This window comes from Listeria ivanovii subsp. ivanovii, from assembly GCF_900187025.1.
Taxonomy (GTDB): Bacteria; Bacillota; Bacilli; order Lactobacillales; family Listeriaceae; genus Listeria; species Listeria ivanovii.
On sequence record NZ_LT906478.1, the window covers coordinates 2153635 to 2177477 of the forward strand.

The 23843-nt window shown below is 35.8% G+C and carries 27 protein-coding genes, 1 tRNA gene and 1 pseudogene; 7 read left to right on the plus strand and 22 right to left on the minus strand.

Annotation, left to right across the window (positions count from 1 at the left end):
- Positions 1–56 precede the first annotated feature (56 nt).
- On the plus strand, positions 57–248 hold the full coding sequence (locus CKV67_RS10610; protein ID WP_014093396.1) for a hypothetical protein: 192 nt from the start codon (positions 57–59) through the stop codon (positions 246–248).
- Between the two features lie 61 nt (positions 249–309).
- Positions 310–696: a large conductance mechanosensitive channel protein MscL gene (gene mscL, locus CKV67_RS10615; RefSeq protein ID WP_014093397.1), complete on the plus strand. Its 387-nt coding sequence runs from the start codon at positions 310–312 to the stop codon at positions 694–696.
- A gap of 25 nt (positions 697–721) precedes the next feature.
- Here mscL and CKV67_RS10620 read toward each other — a convergent pair whose 3' ends face one another.
- The 8 genes from CKV67_RS10620 to groES all read right to left on the minus strand — a co-directional run bounded on the left by CKV67_RS10620 (position 722) and on the right by groES (position 7540).
- A complete protein-coding gene (locus tag CKV67_RS10620) occupies positions 722–1129 on the minus strand; it encodes a hypothetical protein (protein ID WP_014093398.1) in 408 nt (135 codons plus the stop codon).
- A gap of 43 nt (positions 1130–1172) precedes the next feature.
- Complete coding sequence (locus CKV67_RS10625) at positions 1173–1382, minus strand: hypothetical protein (protein ID WP_014093399.1); 210 nt, start codon at positions 1380–1382, stop codon at positions 1173–1175.
- 523 nt (positions 1383–1905) lie between these two features.
- On the minus strand, positions 1906–2883 hold the full coding sequence (gene bsh / locus CKV67_RS10635) for a choloylglycine hydrolase (RefSeq protein WP_014093400.1): 978 nt from the start codon (positions 2881–2883) through the stop codon (positions 1906–1908).
- 106 nt (positions 2884–2989) lie between these two features.
- Positions 2990–3202 carry an LPXTG cell wall anchor domain-containing protein gene (locus tag CKV67_RS15015; RefSeq protein WP_157737117.1) on the minus strand — a complete coding sequence of 71 codons (213 nt, stop codon included), beginning with the start codon at positions 3200–3202 and terminating at the stop codon, positions 2990–2992.
- A 130-nt stretch (positions 3203–3332) separates the two neighbouring features.
- Positions 3333–3485: an internalin N-terminal domain-containing protein gene (locus CKV67_RS14640; RefSeq protein WP_309147457.1), complete on the minus strand. Its 153-nt coding sequence runs from the start codon at positions 3483–3485 to the stop codon at positions 3333–3335.
- Positions 3486–3547: 62 nt separating this feature from the next.
- A complete protein-coding gene (locus tag CKV67_RS10645; protein WP_158422990.1) occupies positions 3548–5221 on the minus strand; it encodes a leucine-rich repeat domain-containing protein in 1674 nt (557 codons plus the stop codon).
- Between the two features lie 374 nt (positions 5222–5595).
- Positions 5596–7224 carry a chaperonin GroEL gene (groL, locus tag CKV67_RS10650; protein WP_025280031.1) on the minus strand — a complete coding sequence of 543 codons (1629 nt, stop codon included), beginning with the start codon at positions 7222–7224 and terminating at the stop codon, positions 5596–5598.
- A gap of 31 nt (positions 7225–7255) precedes the next feature.
- Positions 7256–7540, minus strand: a complete 285-nt coding sequence (groES, locus tag CKV67_RS10655; RefSeq protein WP_003748874.1) for a co-chaperone GroES — start codon at positions 7538–7540, stop codon at positions 7256–7258.
- Between the two features lie 233 nt (positions 7541–7773).
- On the opposite strand from groES, the gene CKV67_RS10660 reads away from it, so the two are divergent.
- A complete protein-coding gene (locus tag CKV67_RS10660) occupies positions 7774–8460 on the plus strand; it encodes a CPBP family intramembrane glutamic endopeptidase (RefSeq protein WP_014093403.1) in 687 nt (228 codons plus the stop codon).
- 1 nt (position 8461) lies between these two features.
- Complete coding sequence (locus CKV67_RS10665; RefSeq protein WP_014093404.1) at positions 8462–8662, plus strand: DUF4305 domain-containing protein; 201 nt, start codon at positions 8462–8464, stop codon at positions 8660–8662.
- 34 nt (positions 8663–8696) lie between these two features.
- Here the strand turns inward: CKV67_RS10665 and CKV67_RS10670 are convergent, their stop codons facing one another.
- A complete protein-coding gene (locus CKV67_RS10670) occupies positions 8697–9344 on the minus strand; it encodes a redox-sensing transcriptional repressor Rex (protein WP_003722329.1) in 648 nt (215 codons plus the stop codon).
- Positions 9345–9652: 308 nt separating this feature from the next.
- Here CKV67_RS10670 and CKV67_RS10675 point away from each other — a divergent pair, with 308 nt between their 5' ends.
- On the plus strand, positions 9653–11605 hold the full coding sequence (locus CKV67_RS10675) for an ABC-F family ATP-binding cassette domain-containing protein (RefSeq protein ID WP_025280032.1): 1953 nt from the start codon (positions 9653–9655) through the stop codon (positions 11603–11605).
- A 23-nt stretch (positions 11606–11628) separates the two neighbouring features.
- Entirely contained in the window at positions 11629–12588 is a 960-nt protein-coding gene (locus tag CKV67_RS10680) for an alpha/beta hydrolase (protein ID WP_014093406.1), read from the plus strand.
- 34 nt (positions 12589–12622) lie between these two features.
- Here the strand turns inward: CKV67_RS10680 and tsaD are convergent, their stop codons facing one another.
- The 9 genes from tsaD to CKV67_RS10725 form a co-directional block, all read right to left on the minus strand.
- Positions 12623–13645, minus strand: a complete 1023-nt coding sequence (gene tsaD / locus CKV67_RS10685) for a tRNA (adenosine(37)-N6)-threonylcarbamoyltransferase complex transferase subunit TsaD (RefSeq protein ID WP_025280033.1) — start codon at positions 13643–13645, stop codon at positions 12623–12625.
- A complete protein-coding gene (gene rimI, locus CKV67_RS10690) occupies positions 13642–14097 on the minus strand; it encodes a ribosomal protein S18-alanine N-acetyltransferase (protein ID WP_014093408.1) in 456 nt (151 codons plus the stop codon). Before rimI ends, tsaD begins: the two co-directional genes overlap by 4 nt.
- Positions 14094–14792, minus strand: coding sequence for a tRNA (adenosine(37)-N6)-threonylcarbamoyltransferase complex dimerization subunit type 1 TsaB (tsaB, locus tag CKV67_RS10695; RefSeq protein ID WP_014093409.1), 699 nt, complete (start codon positions 14790–14792; stop codon positions 14094–14096). The genes rimI and tsaB overlap by 4 nt, the downstream gene beginning before the upstream one ends.
- A gap of 3 nt (positions 14793–14795) precedes the next feature.
- Positions 14796–15251, minus strand: a complete 456-nt coding sequence (gene tsaE / locus CKV67_RS10700) for a tRNA (adenosine(37)-N6)-threonylcarbamoyltransferase complex ATPase subunit type 1 TsaE (RefSeq protein WP_014093410.1) — start codon at positions 15249–15251, stop codon at positions 14796–14798.
- Between the two features lie 106 nt (positions 15252–15357).
- A complete protein-coding gene (locus CKV67_RS10705) occupies positions 15358–16500 on the minus strand; it encodes an Lmo2079 family surface lipoprotein (protein ID WP_014093411.1) in 1143 nt (380 codons plus the stop codon).
- 134 nt (positions 16501–16634) lie between these two features.
- The gene (locus CKV67_RS10710; protein ID WP_014093412.1) at positions 16635–17015 is read right to left on the minus strand and encodes a hypothetical protein; all 381 of its coding nucleotides are present in this window, start codon (positions 17013–17015) and stop codon (positions 16635–16637) included.
- Positions 17016–17110: 95 nt separating this feature from the next.
- Positions 17111–17467, minus strand: a complete 357-nt coding sequence (crcB, locus tag CKV67_RS10715; RefSeq protein ID WP_014093413.1) for a fluoride efflux transporter CrcB — start codon at positions 17465–17467, stop codon at positions 17111–17113.
- The gene (crcB, locus tag CKV67_RS10720) at positions 17457–17846 is read right to left on the minus strand and encodes a fluoride efflux transporter CrcB (RefSeq protein WP_014093414.1); all 390 of its coding nucleotides are present in this window, start codon (positions 17844–17846) and stop codon (positions 17457–17459) included. Before crcB (CKV67_RS10720) ends, crcB (CKV67_RS10715) begins: the two co-directional genes overlap by 11 nt.
- Positions 17847–18041: 195 nt before the next feature.
- Positions 18042–18923: an aminoglycoside phosphotransferase family protein gene (locus tag CKV67_RS10725; RefSeq protein WP_014093415.1), complete on the minus strand. Its 882-nt coding sequence runs from the start codon at positions 18921–18923 to the stop codon at positions 18042–18044.
- 133 nt (positions 18924–19056) lie between these two features.
- On the opposite strand from CKV67_RS10725, the gene CKV67_RS10730 reads away from it, so the two are divergent.
- A tRNA-Leu gene (locus CKV67_RS10730) sits at positions 19057–19140 on the plus strand.
- 179 nt (positions 19141–19319) lie between these two features.
- On the opposite strand, the gene CKV67_RS10735 is transcribed toward CKV67_RS10730, so the two are convergent.
- From CKV67_RS10735 to CKV67_RS10750, 4 genes and pseudogenes are all read right to left on the minus strand, one after another.
- Positions 19320–19550, minus strand: coding sequence for a hypothetical protein (locus CKV67_RS10735; RefSeq protein WP_025280034.1), 231 nt, complete (start codon positions 19548–19550; stop codon positions 19320–19322).
- Between the two features lie 91 nt (positions 19551–19641).
- Positions 19642–21346, minus strand: a pseudogene (locus CKV67_RS10740) (SdrD B-like domain-containing protein).
- Between the two features lie 88 nt (positions 21347–21434).
- A complete protein-coding gene (locus tag CKV67_RS10745; RefSeq protein WP_014093416.1) occupies positions 21435–22709 on the minus strand; it encodes a helix-turn-helix domain-containing protein in 1275 nt (424 codons plus the stop codon).
- A gap of 90 nt (positions 22710–22799) precedes the next feature.
- Positions 22800–23816 carry a DUF3829 domain-containing protein gene (locus tag CKV67_RS10750; protein ID WP_025280035.1) on the minus strand — a complete coding sequence of 339 codons (1017 nt, stop codon included), beginning with the start codon at positions 23814–23816 and terminating at the stop codon, positions 22800–22802.
- Positions 23817–23843 lie beyond the last annotated feature (27 nt).

Consider the following 23843-nt stretch of genomic DNA (forward strand, 5'->3'; position numbering starts at 1 on the left):
TTAATTGCAAATGAAACCCTATTTGTGTCATAGTAAAGGAAAAGGAGGTTTTTAACTTGCTACGTTATGTGGAATTATTTTTTATGTTCGCTTTTGTTACAATTATCACGATGGCACTACAAGCCTTATTAGCTAAATGGAAACCAACTATTCTCGATTCTTTTTGGTTTCGAGTAGTGACCTTTATTTTGATTGGCTATGCACTAATGGCTCCAACCCTTTACATAGGAAGTTTAATTTTGAAATAAGTTCACTTACTTTCACATCAACCTTAGATGTTTTATACTAAGTAGATGGGAGGTGAATTTTATGAAAAAAATGTTAATAGAATTTAGAGATTTCGCTTTAAAAGGGAACGTGCTTGACTTGGCTGTAGCTGTCGTTATTGGGGCTGCATTTGGAAAAATCGTAACATCATTAGTAGACAATATTATCATGCCGTTTGTCGGTGTTTTACTCGGAGGACTTGATTTCAGTGACTTAAGTATTAAAGTTGGTAAATCAGTCATCCAGTATGGTGCTTTCATTCAATCCATTGTTGACTTTATCATCATCGCTTTTGCTATTTTCCTTTTCGTCAAAATACTTACTAGTTTTATTAAGAAAAAAGAGCAACCTATGGAAGAAACGCCTGTCCCTCCAACTGAGGAATACTTAAAAGAAATTCGCGACTTATTAAAAGAACAACAGAAATAATCAAAAAGGAATCAACATCTAATTTTCAGACGTTGATTCCTTTTTTCTGTTGTTTTTTTATTTGCACGGCCAAAATCATCTCTACTATTGCGATAGCTAAAAAGATTGGTTGTAAAATAAATACATAGCCGATAATAAATAATTGCACAATCATCCAAACAGCAAGCACTAGCGCTGCTGCAAACATGACTTCTTTCGTTCGTGGTAATTTTTTTAGTAAATAAATGAGTGCTGCTAAATGGAATAAACCTACAAAGACAAATAAAAATATTCCTGGTATTAAATAATCTACAAATGGGGAACCTTCGAGTAATCCTGTCGAAAGGGATAATAAATCTCCACTTGGTGTAAAAATAAATGATAACCCACCATAAATTGCTCCAATTGCTGTAAAACCAACGATTATTATACTACTTATGCGTGTCCAGTTCATGGTTTGCTCCTAGTCGTTTTTTAGTAGTATACCATGAAATAGATTATTTTGCTGTTTTTCTTTGTTTTATTTTTTTCACTAAATCGATGAGTACATACACCGCAATACCGCATGCAACAACTGTTGTAAGATACCAAGCTGGCCCTGAATCCACGCGTACTCCCAGCCAATAAGTCACTGTTTTCGGATTAAAAAAAGCAAAACAAATTGCTAAAAATGCAATAATTCGACCGATAATGGAATTTTCTCTCATAACAAGCGCATCTCCTTTTCTTTTATTATAACAAGGAGACAGGAGTTACTTACACGTTTTTTGGTCCCAAAGTTGTTGGGGGTGTGACAAGAATTGGTTTTTGTTACAGGAAAACCTATAACAAGCAATGCTCCATTATTACAGATTATCAATTCACTTAAAACCGTTACTTTCTTTTCATTGTTTTCCATTGAGATTTCATTTTTTGGAGCTAATGGAAACAACTCCCCTGGATTTCACTCATTTACGAACAAATGCAACATCATCTTTGGCTATAAATGCACATTTGTTTCTTTTTTAATCATCTAATAAATAAAGCGATGGTTATTTAATTAATTCGCATTTTCTCTATAGAAATAACAAAATGCCAATAACTTTGACAGTCATTGGCATTTCTGATAGCTTTTTTTATCCACAAATAATCAGTAATTTAGCTCTTCTTTTCCTTTACAACCATACCAGTTTTTCCATACAATGAAAGCATACATTTATTTTCGCTTGTAGTAAATCTGCTAACAAACCGTTATTTATTGACCCAATTCACTTGCTGGCTATTAATGAGCGGATAAATAACTAGTTCTTCGCTTTCCAAATTTTCTCGGTGCATATCTATGCCAGTAATTTGGCTATTATCATACGTTTTGTAATAATAAATGCCTTTATCCATGTTACAACAAGATGAATAAATCGTATGTTCATATTTTTCTCCGCCAACGTCACAAAGACCTTTTTGTTGTTCAACAGATCCTAAAATATGGAAAAATTGGCTAATACTTTCGGATTCGGAATTTCCAGAAATGGAATTTAATTTTGTGAAAGCAACTTTAACAAAACGAGACATTGATGATAAATCACCTGGGAGTCCCATCCCCCCCATTCCTCGACTATAAGGATCTAACTCAAGCTTTTTTGAAAAATGGTTTTCTGGTGTTTTACTTGAAAGCACTCGGTAATTATTTAAATTAAATAGTTGATAATTAAATGGTGGGTTATTCGTTAAAACACCTACCGGATTATCATATATGTGTAGACCATCTTTCACAGATTCAATCACGATAGATTCTGTTTGATCTGCCATCAACCAATGTAAAGACGCAAGCGGTAAATTATCACTAAAACTAATATTGACTAGATTAATTTTCTCAAGTAATACCCTTGCTTCTTTAACAGTGGCACATTGCCCTAAAATCCACGGGATAAATTCAAACGGCGTCACATTATCTTTTCCTTCCACCATCTCCTTATAGTCGGCATTTCCAGAAAAGTTTAAACCTGCCATACTAAGGCCTTTTTCATTTGTAGCATCGTAATATAAAGGATAGTTCTCCATCACAGAAGCAATACCAATTAATGCATAGTGTTGTTTCATATTCTCTACCTTACGAAAATGGAACGGGAAATTTTTCGGCGTGACTACTAGAACCTCATTATACGAAAGTTCATAATCAAAATTCCTTCCAAAATAATGATCTCTAGTTGTATAAGTTATTGACGTACACATAAAAATTCCTCCTCTAATTTTTTCATGAAACTTTGACAAATTATGCTGGAATTTCAAATAAATTCTTAGAGTATGACTTTGCTTTTATCCACGAAACTATTTTCGATTACTTTTTCGTTCCAAAATCCATATTTGTTTTGTGCCTTTTAATAACTATAAGCGTTATCGCTACTAGTAACAAAGCTCCCAATACATACCAAGTGTTACCTTTATCTCCCGCTCTCGGGAGTGTATCTTTGGAAGAATTCTCATAAAGCTTATAACCACCATTAGTATTTATGGTAGTGATGTTTTGTGATTCTCTTGTTAGCGATGTCACTCCTACCTGTATTTATAGATTGCTAAGCTGATGTTACATGATTTTCAGCGAACTATGCGTGCAAAACAATATTTTTTGATGGCATTTTATCTTTCGTGAAATCCCATTTATTCCCTTGCTGACATTGTATCTACGCTAAAGTTTCATTCTTTTCCACCCGTTTTTGCATCATACCATCTTTTTTCATTACTTCTGCTAAAGTTGTATCTGGAAGTATTTGATTAATTGGCATAGGCTGGGTAATATGGGCAGCTTCTACTTTAGTTCCATGAATTGCATTAATCTAAGCAGTATTACCTATTACTAGTAATACTACGATGATACTCTTTAACTAGAAAATCTTATTCATTTCTCCTCCCTGCTCTCGGCACGATTCCTTTTAAAGAACATAAATCCAGTTCCTACTAAGAATAGTCCTAACAAAGTATATATGGTATTGTCGCTATCTCCCGTTGTTGGAAGCATACTATTAGAAGTGCTCGTATTGGTTGCAGCAAACGTTACTTTTTCACCCGTAGCTTGGTTATTGGATACACCATTATTTCCATTGTTGCCACTATTCCCGTCCGTTCCCTCGCTCCCAGCGCTACTAGCTTTTTTACTGAATTGTGCATATAAGTTTAAATCATTTGCGGGCATTACATCTTTTTTAAAGTTCCATTTCTTCCCGCCTGTTTTTTCATCATACCAGCCTTTAAAAATATAACCTTCTTTTGTTGGTGTTTTTGGCTCTTTTAGTAAGGAATCAATTTGTACTTTTTCTGTCGTTTCTTTCCCATCTACAAAGTAATGAACCGTATAATATACTGGAGCTATTGGCTGTTTGATAGTTCCGCTATATTCGATATTTGTATTTCCAACTGTTTCAACCTTATTAAATGTGTAATGAACTTCTTTGACGAATTTGCTTAAGTTCCAAAATATATCAGGACTACTATATTTACCGTTATTACTAATTGTCGTTGGTTCGATTAAGTCTCCTGTGATATCTTTTACTATATTTGGAATCGCTATATCTGTTTGATAATCTATTGGTTTATTAGTATACATCTGATTCGATGCTTCTAAATTAATTAATTGATTTTTTCCACCAAATGCGCTTATATCTGTTATTTGATTATTAGACATAACTAACGAAGTAAGTTGTGGTAAACTTGCAAGCGGACTGGCATCGGTTATTTGGTTGTCAGATATGACGAGATTGCGAAGTTTATCCATCGAGGCTATTGGACTTACATCACTTATCTGATTATGATCTATATCTAAAATAGTTATTTCCTTCAAATTAGATAATGCACTTACTTCACTTATCTGGTTTTTAGATACATTTAAAAGGCCTAAGTTAGTTAAATTGGCCAGTGCACTAATATCTTTTATCTTATTTTTTCGCGCAGTTAAGTATGTTAGCTTCGTTAAATTACCTACTGCACTTATATCGCTAATCTGATTGGTAGCCAATGTGAGATAGTCTATATCTGTTAAATTAGCTAATACACTTATGTCACTTATTTGGTTATTCTCAAGTTCTACATGATTTAGCTTAGTCAAGTTCAAGAGTGAGCTTATATCACTAATCTGATTCCCTGGTATACTCAAATATTCTAAATCCGTCATATTCGCCAATGGACTAATATCTTTTATCTTATTGTATGCTAACATTATGTGTTTCATTTTAGTCAATCCAGCTAAAGGGCTAAGATCACTTATATTATCCTTATTAAAAACTATAAATGTAAGATTGTTTAAATATTGCATTCCTTCAATAGTGTCTACCCCTGAGCCACTTATTGAAGTAATCGTGTCCAGTTCGTTTTGTGTCACTACATCTGTTACACTTGTTTTCCCAAGTTCCTTTTTTATCTCTTCTGCTAAATTAGCATTTGGAAAAATTTTATTGATAGCTTCATCTTTCGAAATATTTGCAGCTTCTACCTTCATCCCTTGGCTTGAACCAATCCATATTCCACCGATAACGATTAGTGCAACTACCAAACTTTTTAACCAAAAATCTTTTTTCACCATCCACACTCCTCTTTATAATAATTTTAAGTAATGAAAGGGTAGTTTTAAGCATTATCTCTATACTTACCCTTGTGACCATTTATTACCCCTCTTATTTTTTTCAAAACCTTTATCTCAAAATTCAATTTACTTCAAGCAATAGAAGGACATATCAAAATAAGTTAAAAATAATTGTACGCGAATAACAAAAGAAAAGAAAATCCATCTTCCCAATAGTATAAAAAGAGAGCTCTGAAAAGATACTAGAAATTTCCAAAGCCCTCTTATTTGAATACAAACTTTACAAAAGTGGGGCAAGAGTGGGACAGAACTTAAATTTGTCTCTCAAAAACCTCATCAATTGGTTATTTATAGTCATTTATATAACGATATTACATCATACCGCCCATGCCGCCCATTCCCATGTCAGGAACAGCTGCTGGACCATTTTCGTCTGGTTTATCTGCTACAACTGCTTCGGTAGTTAATAGAAGGGCCGCAACAGATGAAGCATTTTGTAATGCGGAACGAGTTACTTTTGTTGGATCCACAATACCAGCGTCAATCATGTTTACCCATTCGCCGTTTGCTGCGTTGAAACCAATGCCAACTGCTTCGTGTTTCAAGCGTTCCACGATAACGGAACCTTCAAGTCCAGCGTTATGTGCGATTTGACGAACTGGTTCTTCTAGGGAACGAAGAACAATGTTAATACCTGTTTCTACGTCTCCTTCCGCTTCTAGTTCAGCTACTTTATTGTAAATATTTACAAGTGCTGTACCACCACCAGCTACAATACCTTCTTCTACAGCTGCACGAGTCGAGTTAAGCGCATCTTCAATACGTAATTTACGTTCTTTAAGTTCTGTTTCAGTTGCAGCACCTACTTTAACAACTGCTACTCCACCTGCAAGTTTTGCTAAACGTTCTTGTAATTTTTCTTTATCGAATTCAGAAGTAGTTTCTTCCATTTGCGCGCGGATTTGGTTCACGCGAGCGCTAATTTGTGTGGAATCGCCTGCTCCTTCTACAATAGTAGTATCATCTTTTGTTACAACTACTTTGTTAGCAGTTCCAAGTTGTTCAATGGAAGCTGTTTTAAGTTCTAGACCTAAATCTTCCGTGATTACTTGTCCACCAGTTAAAATAGCTACATCTTCTAGCATTGCTTTACGACGATCGCCGAAACCAGGTGCTTTTACTGCTACCACGTTAAATGTGCCACGAAGTTTGTTTAATAAAAGAGTTGCTTGTGCTTCGCCTTCAACATCTTCAGCAATAATTAACATTGGGCGACCTTGTTGTACTACTTGTTCTAAAACTGGTAAGATTTCTTGGATGTTGTTGATTTTTTTATCAGTAATTAAAATATATGGTTTTTCAAGAACTGCTTCCATTTTGTCAGAATCAGTTACCATGTAAGGGCTAGTGTAGCCGCGGTCAAATTGCATACCTTCTACTACATCTAATTCCGTTGCAAAACCTTTGGATTCTTCAATAGTGATAACACCGTCGTTACCAACACGTTCCATTGCTTCAGCGATTAATTTACCCACTTCTTCATCACCAGAAGAGATGGCTGCAACTTGTGCAATCGATTCTTTGCCTTTGATTGGTTTAGAGATTGTTTTTAGTTCTTCAATAGCAGTTGCTACGGCTTTTTCGATACCGCGGCGAATGCCTACTGGGTTTGCTCCTGCAGTGACGTTTTTCAAGCCTTCTTGAATCATTGCTTGTGCTAAAACGGTAGCTGTTGTAGTTCCGTCTCCGGCAACATCATTGGTTTTAGAAGCAACTTCTGATACAAGTTTTGCTCCCATGTTTTCAAATGGGTCTTCTAATTCAATTTCTTTTGCAATAGTTACACCGTCATTAGTAATTAACGGAGAACCAAATTTCTTCTCTAAAACAACATTACGACCTTTTGGGCCAAGCGTTACTTTTACTGCGTTTGCTAATTGGTCCACACCACGTAACATGGCGCGACGAGCATCTTCACTAAATTTAATATCTTTTGCCATTTTATATTTCCCTCCGATTATTTAAGTTTCATTATTTGGTAATTGCTAAAATGTCACTTTCACGTAAAATCAAGTAGTCCGTGCCTTCATATGTCACTTCAGTTCCAGAGTATTTTGCAAAAATAACTGTGTCACCTTCGACTACTTCAAGTGGTTCTTTTGTTCCGTTTTCAAGAATACGACCTGAACCAACTGCAATAATTTTACCTGATTGTGGCTTTTCTTTGGCAGAGTCTGGTAATACAATACCACTTGCTGTTTTTTCCTCTGCTTCCAGTACCTCAATTACAACACGATCTCCTAATGGTTTTAACAATGTAAATGACCTCCTCTGATATAGTTGAAATTTCATTTTAGCACTCGACATGTTAGAGTGCTAATACAGTTATTATGATACCAAACCTGACAAAAAATGCAAGTATAAACGTTCAAAAATGAGAGAATTCTTATTTGCGCTAGGGTTAGATAACTTGTACAATAAGGAGAGTTATTTCTGTTTATTTTAAGCACTTTTAGCTGAATTTGATTTATGTAGAGGAGATGCGTTTTTTGGCTAAACGTTATATGACGATTGTTCTTGTTTATTTATTATTACTTTTTTCTGCATCAGTTGGAATTCCGATTGTTTATCATATTTTTGTGAGCACCACTTCCATTTCTTCTGCGGATGCAAATGCCTATAGTATGATTATTTGGTCGATTTTTTCCAATATCCTTTCACTTATCATTATTTTTGCTCTCCTTTATAAAAAGCCAGAGGGAAATAAAATCATTCTTGGAGAAAAAGTTTCTCCATTTCATAGCTTTATTTGGGTTATTGGCGGTGTAATTGGCTTATACACTGCGCAAATCATTTGTAGTATTATTATTTCACTAATTTCCGGAAATATCGATGACTCCGGAAATACGGAACTTCTTGTTAAATTAACAAAGGCAGCACCGGTTTTCTTACTATTTATTTCTATTCTTGGACCCATTTTAGAAGAACTTGTTTTTAGGAAAGTAATTTTTGGTGGTTTAAGTAATGTGATGAATATTCATGTCGCTGCGGTTATTAGTTCGCTATTTTTTGGCTTACTTCATGGGGATATTTCCTTTTTACTGACTTATTTTGTTATTGGGCTGATACTTTGTTTCCTTTATACTAAAACCAAACGAATTTCGGTTTCGATGGGAGCACATATTTTAATGAACACGATTGTTTTGTTAGTAAGTTTAGGTTTTATTGGAGGATGATATGAAAAATTCATTAATTAAGCAAAGTTTCCTTTATCTTGCACTTGGTTTAGTATTTTGCTTTTTTACTATCGATCGTGTGATAGCAAATGGCTATGATATTATGGCTTATATATTAATTGTTGTAACTATAATTGATTTTGGTATCGGGATCGGAATGATTATTGTTGGACTTAAAAGACGGCACAAAAAAAATCTGTAGAAAGCAAGTTTTTACTTACCTTCTACAGATTTTTTTATTCGGTTTTCGCCGGATAGTTTTCTAGGAAATAAATTAATGTTTGTAATTCTGTTGTAAGATCAATATGATGTACACGAACTTGTTTTGGAACGCTGATACGAGCTGGTGTAAAGTTTAAAATACCTTTTACATCTGCTTCGATTAAACGGTCTACAGTCACTTGTGCCTCGTCAGCTGGAACGGTCAAAATGACTACTTCGACACCATTTTCACGAACAATTTCTTCCATATCATTTAAGTGATAAATCGGAATATCTTGTTGAACACTACCTACTTTCGCTGGATCCACATCAAATGCGGCAACGATTTTGATATTATTGTTTTTCATGAAGTTGTAATGTAATAATGCTGTACCAAGGTTACCAACACCAATTAATGCAACATTTGTCTGTTTGTCTTGACTAAGTGTTTTGCTAAAAAAGTCGAGAATGTATGAAACGTTATATCCGTATCCTTTTTTACCTAATGCGCCAAAATATGAAAAATCACGTCGAATCGTCGCTGAATCAACTTTCACAGCTTCACTCAGTTCTGCTGATGATACTCGTTCCTTACCTGACTCATCTAGGTATTTCAAGTAACGATGATATAATGGTAAGCGTTTTGCTGTCGCTTGTGGAATTTTTGTTGTTTCCTCCATCATGCCTTCTGTCCCTTCTTCTTAAATTTTTTCTGAAGTTGAAGCTTTTGTGAACTGTACTTCCTTTCACATGCTTGCTTATATACTATAAACATTTCACAAGGATTGCACAAACTTTTTGCTCATGATTTTAGAGCAAAGTTTTGTCCTGCAAAATATCTAGTCTTTTCCTTCTTTTCTATTCTACGCTAAAATCACAAATAATGCGAGTCTTTTCACAAAGTAATGAATAAGAGAATAACCGTCTGTTCCATTGCGATTACTTAACTTTTAAGATAAACTAGTAAGGAGAACATTCGAGGAGAGAGAATATGATTTTATTACAAGTTCAGCAAATTTCTAAATTCTTCGGTGCAGAAGTTATTTTAGATAATATTAAATTAGAAGTAAAAACGGGTGACCGTATAGCTTTAGTAGGTCGAAACGGTGCTGGAAAATCAACATTACTCAAAATTATTGCCGGAAAAATGAGCTATGATGGTGGAATGATTTCCAAACCCAAAAGTGTCGAAATTGGCTACTTAGCTCAAAATACCGGATTAGAATCTACCAAAACCATTTGGGATGAAATGTTAGGTGTCTTTACTGCCCTTAGAAAAATGGAACAAGATTTGCGTGATATGGAAATACGTCTCGGTGAACCAGAACTTTATAATCATCCTGAAAATTATCAAGCTCTTATGAAAGATTATGACACGCTGCAACATACGTTTAAAGAAAGTGGCGGGTATACGTATGAAGCAGAAATTCGTTCCGTTTTAAATGGCCTACGCTTTTACCCTGCCGATTATGAAGTAGCAATTGCTTCTTTAAGTGGTGGGCAAAAAACTCGGCTTGCACTGGCTAAATTACTGCTCGCAAAACAAGATATTCTCGTGCTGGATGAACCTACCAACCACTTAGATATCGAAACATTATCATGGCTAGAAACTTATTTGCAAAATTACCATGGTTCACTTTTAATTGTATCTCATGACCGTTATTTCCTTGATAAAATAGTTAATCAAGTTTATGAAATCAGTCGTACGAAAATAGATCATTATAAAGGCAATTACAGTTCTTTTGTCAGCCAAAAGCAAGCAAAATTAGAACAAATGTGGAAAGAGTTTGATAAGCAGCAAAAGCAAATTGCTAAATTAGAAGATTTTGTTGCAAGGAATTTAGTCCGTGCCTCCACAACGAAACGAGCACAAAGCAGACGAAAACAATTAGAAAAAATGGATGTTCTAGGCCGCCCACAAGGCGATGAAAAGTCTGCTCATTTTGGTTTTCATTTCGAAAAACAAACAGGTAAAGATGTTCTCATGGTAGATAAGCTTAGTATTGGTTACGCCAAAGATAAGCGAATCGCCTCTAACCTTACCTTTGAAATGAAACGCCAAGATAGCCTTGCGCTCGTTGGTCCAAATGGGATTGGTAAATCAACACTCCTAAAAACACTTATTCGTGATATTCCGCCGCTTAGTGGAGAATTCCACTTTGGTGCTGGTGTGAAAATTGGTTACTACGACCAAGAACAAGCGAAACTCACATCTAACAAAACCGTTTTAATGGAACTTTGGGATGATTATCCTGAATTAAATGAAGTAAATATCCGTACAACACTAGGTAATTTTTTATTTTCCGATGATGATGTCTTAAAAAACGTCCAATCGCTTAGTGGGGGAGAAAAAGCTAGGCTCGCGCTCGCAAAGCTCACTTTACTTCAAGCAAATGTACTTATTCTTGATGAACCTACCAACCATTTAGACATTGAAAGTAAAGAAGTTTTGGAAGCTGCTTTAATTGATTTTGAAGGAACAATTTTATTTGTTTCGCATGATCGTTATTTCATTAACCGCATCGCTTCCAAAGTAGTCGAACTTGCTCCAGAAAATGCAACTGTTTTCCTTGGTGATTATGACTATTATCAAGAAAAATTAGCTGAAATCAAAGAACTCGCGCGCCTTGATGCCGAAGACCGAAGAAGAAATGGCGAAGAAGTAGTTGCCACTGCTTCGGCGAGAAAACAAAACTATCAAGAAGAAAAAGAACAACAAAAATTACTCCGTCAAAGAAAACGCAAACTGGAAGAAATCGAGCAACTTATGGAAGAAACAGATGCAACCATCGCCTCACTTGAACTTGAGTTAACCAAACCGGAAATCTTTCAAGATCATGAGAAAACACTTGAAATCACTGGGAAATTAGATTCTGCAAAAGAACTAGTAGAAAAACTAATGGAAGAGTGGGAAAAAATAAGCGAAGAATTAGAATCAATCTAATCTGCATAAAAAAGGAGCAAACAATGAAAAAGATTTTAATTATTTCTGGTTCTATTTTAGTAGGATTACTTTTAATTATCACCATTTGCGCAAGTTTTTATTTATATAGCTACGCACTAGCTCGTGATAATACAAGTATGAATGACACACCAACAACCGACCAAACAACCGATACCGCTAAACTCGCAAAGAAAAATCGCGAAGAAAATCAAGCTTGGATGCAAAAACAAAAGCTCGTTCGCTGGACAGAAGAATCCAGTGATAATTTGAAATTAGTTGCTAATTACTTAGAAGCCGATAAACCTTCAAATACAACCATTATTCTTGCTCACGGCTATCGTGGGAAAAGTGGTAAGATCGAAATGGCTGGTCTTGCAAAAATGTATCATGAAAAGTTTGGCTATAATGTTTTAATGCCTGATGCAAGAGCACACGGGGAAAGTGAAGGCAAAAATATTGGCTTTGGCTGGCCGGAACGAAAAGATTATGTCCAGTGGATTAATCAAGTCATTGATAAAAATGGGAAAGACGAAAAAATCGCACTTCATGGCGTATCGATGGGCAGCTCTACTGTTTTAATGACCAGTGGCGAAGATCTACCGAAACAAGTCAAAAGCGTCATCGCGGATTGCGGTTATACATCCATGGACGCGGAACTTACTTACCAACTGAAAGCCATGTTCCATTTACCAAAGTTTCCAATTATCCAAACAGCTAGCTTAATTAACAAGGTTAAGGAAGGTTTTTACTTTGGTGAAGCTAGTGCCATCAAAGCTGTCGCAAAAACCGATTTACCGATTTTTTATATTCACGGAAACAAAGATGCGTTTGTTCCAACTTATATGGTAGACGAGCTTTATGATGCAACAAATAGCTATAAAGAAAAGTGGATTGTCAGAGGTGCGGAACATGGTCAAGCTTACACTGTGGCCCCAGAAACTTATGAAGAAAAAGTACGCCAGTTTATCAATAAAACAATGTAAAACGAGTGCGGGATAATATTGCCCGCACTCGTTTCTATATATCTTCTAATAATAGTCCTGGATTTGCATTCATTTCCAAATGACTACGTTTTCCTTGTAAAAAGCTTACTGTTCCCGCGGCTGCAATCATCGCAGCATTGTCCCCACATAATGAAAGAGGTGGAATGATTAATTCTGTGTCTGGAAGTTCTATTTCGACTTCTTGAATAAGCCGTGCGCGTAAACCTTGATTGGCTGCTACACCACCAGCAAGCAGTAGTTGGTTTACTTCATATTTTTTAGCAGCTAGAATCGTTTTCGTCACTAACACATCAATCACACTCGCTTGAAAACTTGCTGCCATATCATTCGGGTTTGGCTCGTCCCCGCGTTGTCTTAAATTATGCAAGGTATTTATAAAAGAAGATTTCAAACCACTGAAACTAAAATCAAACGAACCATCATCCATCATCGCTCTAGGAAAATGGAATGTATCTTCGCCGTCTTTTGCAAGTTTATCAATTTGTACACCACCTGGATAAGCTAAACCAAGTGTCCGTGCTACTTTGTCATATGCTTCACCAGCCGCATCGTCTCTTGTTTCGCCAATAATCTCAAATTTATTTTCATCACGCATTAAAACAAGCTCCGTATGGCCTCCACTAACAACTAAAGCTAACAGTGGAAACTTCATTTCCGTTTCAAACCGATTAGCATAAATATGACCCGCAATATGGTGCACCCCAATTAACGGTAAGTTGTGCATAAAAGCAAGTGTCTTAGCTGCATTCACACCAATTAAAAGCGCGCCAACGAGTCCTGGGCCCTCTGTGACAGCAACCGCATTTAGATCATCCATCGTTACATTCGCTTTTTCCAGTGCTTCTTCAATCACAAGCGTAATTTGTTCCACATGGTGTCTCGACGCAATTTCAGGGACTACCCCGCCAAAACGTTTATGGCTTTCTATTTGTGAAGCCACCACACTTGAAATGATTTCATTCCCATTTTTCACGACAGAAGCAGCCGTTTCATCACAGCTTGATTCTATCCCAAGAATTAATGTATTTTTTTTCATAAGTCCACCCACATCACTAGCGCATCTTCTTTCGTATCCGGATAATAGTTTTTCCGAATGGCGCCATCTTGAAATCCTAATTTTTTGTAAAGACTTTGTGCTACATTGTTTGACACACGAACTTCTAGTGTTATCCGAATGATACCGCGCTCTTTCGCTATTCGGATTATTTCACGAAGAAGCGCCTCACCATAATGGTTTCCTTGAAATTCCGGATGAATCGCAATATTCGTTACATGTCCCTCATCAAGCACTAGCCAAATCCCTGCGTAACCAACTACTTTCTCTTTATAGCTTGCAAGAATATAATACGCATATTGATTAATAATAAACTCGTTTCGAAAAGCAGCTTCCGTCCATGGTACTGTAAATGCAGCATTTTCAACATTCATAATACTTTTCAAGTCTGCAACTGTCGCTTCTTTAAACAACAAAGCTTCTTCCAAACTCACTCAGAACGCCTCGATTCTAGCCACTTACTCTCTGCTTCTGCAAGTTTCAGATAATCAGGAATAAAATTATCTGCTGGCTCTCCGACTAATTTATCCGCTAACTTCACGAGAGCACTCGCACGTGAATACGTATAATCTGCACTCGCAAAAATAGCCCGTTCTCCAAGAATATCTGTAATGGTTAGGCAAATTTGTTCATTCAGCGTTCCAGTAAATAATATTACTTCTGTTTCTCCGTCTTGTTTTAATTTTTCAAGTAAATCTGTCAACGCAATATGGCTATCGGCTATGACATGGTTCATTTCACCTTGACTTGCTTGATAAACCCCTGCATAAACATTGCCCCGGCGCGCATCCATCAAAGCAACTACTTTCCCAGGAAAATACACCCCATTTTCAGCTAAAAGTCTCAAAGAAGAAATCCCTACAATTGGAATTCCCGCATCCCATGCCATTGTTTTTGCTACTGTCACACCAATTCTTAAGCCAGTATAAGAACCAGGTCCTTTGGCAACAGCAATTTTCTCTAGATCAGCTGGTTTTACCCCACATTCATTCATTAAATCCGCAATTGCAGGTAACAAACGAACACTATGATTTTTCTTCAAATTTGTTGTATATTCCCCAATGACAGCCCCCTCAGCAAAAAGTGCTATTGTCATCGTATCAGAAGATGTATCCATTCCCAGTATCATTTCTCAAAAAACCTCCATCGCAAGTTGTTCATATCTTTTACCAACAGGTTTAGCCACAATTTTACGTGTATTCTCATCTATATGGAAAAGCCGAATTTCCAAGTACTCACTCGGTAAATCTTCACGCACAAAATGGGCCCACTCAACTACACTTACCCCCAAGCCATAAAAATATTCCTCCAGACCAAGTTCATCAGGAGAAGCATCTTCCAGTCGGTACACATCCATATGGTAAAGTGGTAAGCGCCCTTTTTTATATTCGCGGATAATCGTAAAGGTAGGACTTTTAATCATTTGCGGAATTAAAAGGCCTTCGCCGATTCCTTTTGTAAAAGTAGTTTTCCCAGCACCCAGATCACCTTCAAGTAAAATCACATCTCCTGCTTGAAGTTTCTCTCCAAGTTGCTTTGCGAGTAGTTTTGTATCTTCTTCCCTTGTCATCACTCGTTCGAATTCCATTACCTCACCCGTCCATTATTTTCTCTACATATCATACCACAAAGCCCACTTAAAATAAAAAACAAAAGACGCAACGATTTGAGTCGCTGCGCCTTTTCCAGGAAAATTATATGTCTGAATCATCTAAGTCAAGTTCACTATACATTTGTGTGTAAAACTCTGCCACAATTTTAGTTAGTTCGTCACTAGAAATAAGCTGTTCTTTTGTCGGGAAGTCCGCAATCGGTATGAATTTTTCTGCTGACATCTTGACTTGGAAAGCAATCGATTCTAGTCCATCTGAATTTGTTTTATCTCCTACTTCTACATCGAGTGTTAATGTATCAAGTGCTTTATTTTTGTCTGGTTTAACAGAAATTTTGAAGTTAATAGTTGTATCTTTATTTTCTTTTAACTCTTTTGCAGTTTTTTCTATACTTGATTTCGTTTCAGCATATTCAGTATCGAAATCAGTTAGACTTTCTGCACCTTGACTATCTAAGATTACTTTAAAGTCAGCTTTTACTTTTTCATCGTCCATAAGTTTAGCTACTTCGGCCATCAGATTAGAAAAATCAGAATTTTTCAGTGTAACCGCAATGGTCCCATCTTTTGCTTCTTTAAAACGATCTTTATCCATACTAGTCAAATAGTTATTTAAAAGTTTCGAGCTTTTTTCGTTTAAATCTTCTGTTGCAGCTTCTATTTTTTTAGTAGCTTCAGCAGTTTCAGGGGGTGTTTCTTCCATTAAAGTACTAGTTAATTCCCCGATACTTAAGTATTTATTTTTTAGGTCAGGAAATTCTGTGTTAAGTTTCGACCACACGCCATTCGTTACTTGATCTAAGTAGCTAAGTAATGATTCATCTGGCTCTACAATAGATTTAAGTGGAATGAAAATGTCACCTGTTTTTGTATTTGCTAAGAAATCTAAATCAAGTGAAATTGGTAGCATATTATTGCTAGAAGAGATATTTAATTTAGTTTCTGATTTATCGGCTTTTTTATCTGTTGAAGTAGTCATCGAAAGTTTGATATCTTTCAAAATACCGATAGTCGCAGCACTTGGATTCGTACTTGCAAGGTTTATATCTGTTACACCGAATGTTGTTTTATAAGTCGATTGATTTGGTACGTCATTACTATTTTCGATTGTTTGAATAAATTTTCCTTTTGGTGTTTTTGCAGCTTTTTCTTCAGCACTTTCTCCACAAGCACTAAAAATTAGTGATAATGCTAATAATAACGAAAATAAAATCCCTTTTTTCATGTTAATCCTCCAATTTCTATGTAGTATGTTAAAGCTAACACATACTCCCACAATAAAACAAGCACTTCCTAAAAAATTCACTAAATTGACACACTTCTAAATAAAAAGCATTTCCTACAGACAGGCAATGCTTTTTATTTTGGATTCACTTTTATCGAAGTAGCACTTTCAGAAATTTTCCCTGGGGCTGGTGAAGTCACCTTGGAGCCTGCTGGAAAAACTGCCTTAACACTATCTCCATCTTTAATATCAGAAAGTTTCATTGCTTTACCTGTTGATTCATTCGTCACGGAAGTATTACCTGTCACCGAGATAATTACTTCACTGGAATAGTCATTTTTTTCTCCACTCCATGTTAACACGCCATTCACCGTTAGTTCACTATTATTTTCTAATAAACTAGCATCTGTCACGGTTCCGTCAAGCACTAATGTAGGAACTTCTTCTTGATTACAGCCTGCCAAAAATAAAACGATTAATAACATCGGTACAATTACTTTTTTAAAACTTGTCATCTCTCTTTCTCGTCCTCTCTGAAGCTTATCGTTCTTCCTAGCATAGCATTTTGAAGAAACACGGGCAATTGTTTTCTCGTTTTCTTAAAGAATTCTTATAAACCAACCATTATTCCAATAAAAGCTGCTACTAAGCCAAAAACATAGCTGAGTCCCAAATAAGAAAAAAGTACTCGGTAACTCGCTTTCCATTTTAATTCCATACTCTCTACTTTAAAAGTGGAAAAAGTGGTATATCCGCCCATAAAACCAGTACCAAGTAGCAGTTGCCATACCGGGTCTAACGCTGAAGAAATAAGAAATCCAAGTAAAAATGAACCAGTTATATTGATAAAAAAAGTCGCATAGGGAAAGTTAGTCTTCCATTTACTTTTCACAAATACAGAAATCCCGTAACGTAATATCGCGCCAAGCCCAGCACCAAAACCAACCAGTAAAAAATTAACTAACATCGTGAGTCCCCCTTTTTAACAGGCGAGCGCTAAGCATAGACCCCATCTTCACCATGAAAAGTCCCCCCATTAAACTAACTGCAATATAAGTAATCGCCCATACGATTTCCCCGTTTTGGAGTAGTTGAATAGAGTCCACACTAAATGCCGAAAATGTCGTAAATGCTCCGATAAAACCTGTCCCAATGCCGTTCAAAACCACTAACGAAAGACGCGATTTTTCTGCTAAAAACGTCATCACAAATGCTAGTAAGAAACAGCCTATCAAATTAACCGCTAATGTCGCATACGGAAAACTGCCGCCACCAAGCCACAAGGTAAATGCATAACGACACATCCCACCTAATGCACCAAACATCCCAACATAAAAAAAATACATTTGCTAAGCCCCACTTCATTAAAAACTGCCCGGTAATAAATTATCTCAGGCAGTTACCGTCATTCTATTTCTTCTATACTATAACGCAAAACATTCCTGTTATTCAACTTACTGGAAGTCGCGCATTCCTTCTCGAAAAATCGTTCTAATTTCACATGACTTATATCGATTTTTCTGTCTATCAGTTGAAAACCTCTAGTAAGTCATCCATTTTGGCATTAACTTCCGGAAATTATCGTGACTGTCCACGGCCTTTTTTGCATAATCTATTAATTTCCCTAAATTACGATAATCCTTCTCACTTGCCCAACTAAGAGCAAACACAAGGTGCATCGCTGTATAAAGGGCAAACAGTTTCCAAAAACCAGCTGGCTCTTCTTCATTAAGATAACCTAAAATATTTCCCTTCGCAAAAGTAATACTACTGTTTGTTGTGAAAAAACCGATTTTTGCTAAATCAAATAAGGGGTCCCCAAATTCCAAACGATTAAAATCAATAATCCCTGCAAATTGATGCTGATTTAAAATGATATTCGCCGGATGAAAATCCCCGTGCTGCAGCCGACTCTCTCTTCCTCTCATTAGAAATAAATTCGCTTCAATAAAATCTTCTGTTTCTTGTAAAAAGGATATCTCCATCATCGAATTCTTCAATATTTTTAATTTACGAAAATATTTCTCTTGTTGAAAATCAAACCAATTTATTTTTGGTCCTTCTATATCTGCTTTATGTATTTTTTGCAAAACCTCTCCTGCTGAAAAGCCTGCCTGAAACTGTTCAAAATTAGATAATTCATCCATTCCACTTTCTGCATCTTTTCCTTGCAAATAATCTATCACCATATAACCTTCCCCTTGAAGGGTACCAAAATCAAGTGCTCGTGGAATATTTTGTGTTACTGAATTTAACTTTTGAATTGTTTCAAATTCTATTTTTCGCTCTTTCAGTGTAGCCTTATGGAAAATACGAACTAAATAATTATCATCCACTTGATATTTCTGGTCTAGTGAAAAACCTTTATTTATTTCTTTAATAACACTTGCATTCTTTAACATCTCAATAGATTGTATCTCCAAATGCTCACCTTCTTACAAATTATTTAGCTTATTTCTAGTATACACGGAAAAGCTCCCTATCCGCTAGATTTATCCATATAAGTTATTGACAAAAGAAAGCCTTCGATATTATAATTAAATTTGCTACATACATGCGGTCGTGGCGGAATCGGCAGACGCGCTAGGTTGAGGGCCTAGTGGGGTAAAACCCGTGGAGGTTCAAGTCCTCTCGGCCGCATTTAGATTTTATTATCCATGATAAAAAATGCTTTTACGATTCGATACTAGAAGCACTTGTGTCAAGGTTAATAAGGCTTTGTAATTATCTGTATTATCTGACATGAAAAAGTAAAAGGTAAGGTACATTTAACAAAGCTTCTGCATTGCTTTTAATCATTTTTTTAAACAAAAATGTGATTAAAGTAACATAAATAATGTAGCAATAGTACTAAAATCATTAGAGATAGATTCAGCTGTAAAAGAAGTAAGCATTAACGCATTAGAAGCTGCTAAGTCCGAAGATAAAAAGCAATTTGAAACCATTGTAAAAAATAATAAAGCTGTATTTTTATCCGGCTTATTCCAAAATACAGCTAGCCAAATATTAGCAAACTGCATCACTAATATATTAGGAATATAGTTTTTCAAAAAAAGGAATCCCCATGTAGGTAGACCTAAAGTTAGATTTTTCCGACCTAACCTGAAGGGCTCGCTACATTGGATTCCTTTTTTTAATTTCTTAAGTATTTCGTCTACATATTAACGAAATACTTAATGATACTAACACTATTCCAGTAAATAAGACATTCCTCTCCGCGCTATCTCCAGTCTGTGGTAAGGATTCTTTACTATTTGCTTCTTGAATAACTGTATCATCATCTTGCTTCTCTGCCCTGTCCGTATTATTCGGTGCTGGTATCATATTTATTTTTGTATTGCTAAAGGTAATGTTAATTGATGCTTGTGGATTAAAAGGTATTGTTACGTGCATTTCTTTGTTTGATTTTTCATAGCCTTCTGGTGCGATGTCTTCTTTCACAATATAGTTTCCTGGTGGTAGATTATTTGCGAGTGCATAGCCTTTTGCATTTGTAGCTACTTTTTTTATTACTTTTTCAGTTTCCGTTTCAACAGTAAAAACCGCGTTCTCAAGCCCTTGTTGGGTTGCTTCATCTTTTTTAAATATACTGATAGCACCCGTTTTTGCTACGTTTTGAAATGTTAATTTTACTGGATCCGTATTACCATAAACAATGGAGAAACTCTCTGGTGTGATTTTTTTCTGGTAACCTATCGGAGCAGTTACTTCTGTCGCTGTATATGTCCCTGGTGGTAAACCTACTGCGCTTCCCGTCCCATTTTCACCTGTAGTGATTGTTGCAACCTCTATACCTGTAGTATCTTTAATAGAGTATACCGCACCGCTTAACGCTTTTTCACCAGAAAGTTTTTGAATCTCTACTTTTCCATTGGTAGTAATTCCTGCATCTACATCAAAGTTCTCGGTTCGCAAAGTAGGAATATGTACACTTGCTAGTCCTGTTGGGTCTGCTTTCGAGTTAATTTCTGGGTTATTTCCTTGGTTTGCTTTGGAAAAAATATAAGTATCATTTGGTAAGCTAAATTTCACTTGATAATCTCCTGGCAAAACATCCGTAAATAAATAGGAACCGATATTATTTGTCATCGTGGTTTGTTTTACTGCACCGCTATCATCTAGTAGTTCTACTTTTATATTTGGGGCTGGTTCTTCATTATTTTGTTGAATTCCATCCCCATTAAAGTCGTACCATACTATATCGCCAATCTTTGCCCCTTCAATATTAATGTACAATTCCACATCATCTAAAAAGTTTCCAATTGATAGTGAACCTGTTGCTGTTGAAATTGGATTAAAGGTCAGACGGGTGATTGTTTGGCCAGCTGGAACCAACATAATTACCTTGATAATTTCCCCAATCGGTATTATCATCAGATACTCGAACTACTTCATCTTGGTTTTCTGGAGTACCTATAACTAAGTCTGCTGTGTCTACACCATCTCGACCACGGTGAGCAAATTTCCAAGTAAGTACACTTCCAGGGATAGTACGAATGTCTTGATATACTGGACCGATACCATCTGAATTCAGTTCAATAAAATTAATACCCGAGAAAGGTGGTATGTTTTGCGAATTACCAGCCTGCCAAACTTCTATTTTCCCAGTTGGATTAGTCGTCCCCCACGCTGCTACACCTTCCTGATCGACCATCCAAACATTCTTTTCTCCCGCATTTTGCCCATAAGTAGCAATGTCCACGTCTTCAAAATCACTATTCTTTATAGCCCATTTAAGTTGCCAGCTATTTGTAGAAACTGGAGAAGCTTGTGCATGTTCTGGCATTTTCGCAAAAATAAATAAAATTAAGATAAATAAAAAGCTAACAACGACTTTTTTCCGCATTCCTTTCCCTCCCTCTTTTAAAACATAGTATCCTTTAATACCCAAGAAAAAGAAGAAGCAAACACCCTATGGTTAAGGCGTTTGCTTCTTATGACAAAATAGCATATGCTAATTTATATTTCGTTTCATTTGCGAAATGTTTACTAGCATGTTTTTTGACGCGTTCAATTAACATCGGATCATTGGAAACATTAATTTTTTTGAGTAATTTCATCATGTTTTGCTCATAACTAGTTTGTTCTTTTTGGTGGAAATAAATCAAGGTTTTAGTATACTCCATAAAAAAATCAAGTTCCATTACTCGCTCATCCACATCATTCATTATTTCAAGTAATTCTTTCGCTTCTTGCAAAGAACCTATTTCAGCAAAAATAACCATTAATTCTGTTATAACAAGAAAATCATTATTAACAAAACCACTAGACTTATGTGCCACTATTTCCTGGTATAAAGCTAACATTAGCTGATTAAATTTTGCCTCGTTCCCTTCCAATCTCTCCACTTCCGCCAGTTTAAAACAAAGAAGAAAATAGAACGTTTTTTTGACCTCTGGAAACATAGGAAAATAAGTCATTGCTTGTTCAAAATAGTTTTTTGCTTTGCCCATAAAGCCAATTTGATAATAAATATAACCATAGAAATATAATGTAGAGATGATTCGCTCTTGTTTTTCACATGGAAAACTCTGAACCAAGTCTAGTGCTTGTGCAACATGTTCCAGCGCAGGTTCATACTCACTATCACAAATATAAAAAGTACAGATATTCAAATGAAAAATAACATCAAACTCAGGATTATTTGATAATTTTATACACTTTTCCCAGTAATCTCTGGCAAGTTTGTAATCACAAGTAGCATTCGCATTTTTAATTGCATGACAATAATAATAATATATTTGTAAATACTCCGGAAACTTATCTATTGAGCGCTTTGCATTATTTTCCAGATATGCTCTTTTTATTTGCTCTGCTTTGGAGAACTTCCATGTTTTATAATATAGTCCTGCTTGCAAACTATAAAAACCTAGCTCTATCGCTACTGACTCATAACGCAAATCAATATTTTCTGCTATATTACTTAATTTTGCTTGCGCTTCTGGCACATTAGACTGGACAATTAATTCAAAAATAGTCTGAATTTCCCACAAAAGTTCTTTATTTACTTCTTCTTCATTCACTAATAAAATCTCTTCAGGCACTTCTAATCTTACTGCAATATGCATTAGTGTTTCTATGGAAGGCGTTTTAACCCCATTTTCGATATTAGCTAAATAGGGAACAGAAATAATCCCCTGTGCTACGTCTTTTAAAGTTAGTTTTTTTGCTTTACGAATATTTCTAATTCGTAGACCGATTAAACTCATGTCGCCACCGCCGCTTTATTAAATATTTTCCTATTTAATTATAGGCTTTTGCTTAAACTTGGCAAGGTGAAAAACACTAAATTCTTCTATTTATTTTAAGGCAATGAAGTTTGTATATTCAGAATCCAGCTCTTTAAAACTTTTTGCGAGCTTCTCTGGTGTTCCGATTATTTTTTCTAAAACTGCCACATTTCCAAGCGCATACTCTTCGACGTCATCCTTACTCTGGACACGATCTAGGATGGATTCTGCATCTCCCTCCACTTTGGTTGCTTTGGCTTTAATGGCAGTAATATCAGCGGCGGTTATACCGGAATTATCGAGCTGTTCTTCATCCTTAGTAACCCTTTCTAACTCGTTATAAGAATTCACTAATTCGTCATATTTAAGACAATAAGCACAAGTATCTAACTTTAAAATGTTCGCAGCATTCATATTTTGCTTTTCCAACTCTAAATTTACTGCTTCTGCTTTCAAAATAAAATCCGCAAACACATAAGAAACCATATCACCATTTTTCTTTAACTCTTCCATTTCGGCTAAATCTTGCTCTTTCGCTACTTTATCAAATTCTGTATTGAACTTCGAAATGTGATTGTTTGTCGTTTGGTTCGTTTTTAGTAATTCCGCGTGCAACTTCTTCCCTTTTTCGAAATGATCTTTCGTATATTCCTTAGCTCCATAATAATCGGCCATCTCATCTAAAATTTCGATCTCTGCTTTCACTTCTGGCAGCAAATTTTGGGTAGTTTTTTCAAGTGATAAACTAGGTGTGTTTCCCAAAATTTCATTCAAGTCATTAATGCACTGATGCGTTTGTTCAGACCGCGAGATAACTATTTCTTTTGTTCCATTTTGTTTGATATAGTTAAGATTGTCATCAGCAAAATAAGCGAAATAGTTTGCTTTCGCCTCGAGAAATTCACTATTTACATGGTTGCTAAAATTTATATACATATTGTATTCTGCCAGTTCTTGTCCTTTGTATGCACCTTGAACTTTATCTACATGGTTACTACTTTTCAAACTACTCCCACAAGCAGTTAGACTCATCAGTAACAATAATAAAACAAGCAGCCCAAATATTCTACTCCCCAGGTATTTCATAACGTCCCTCTTCCTGATTATGCAAAT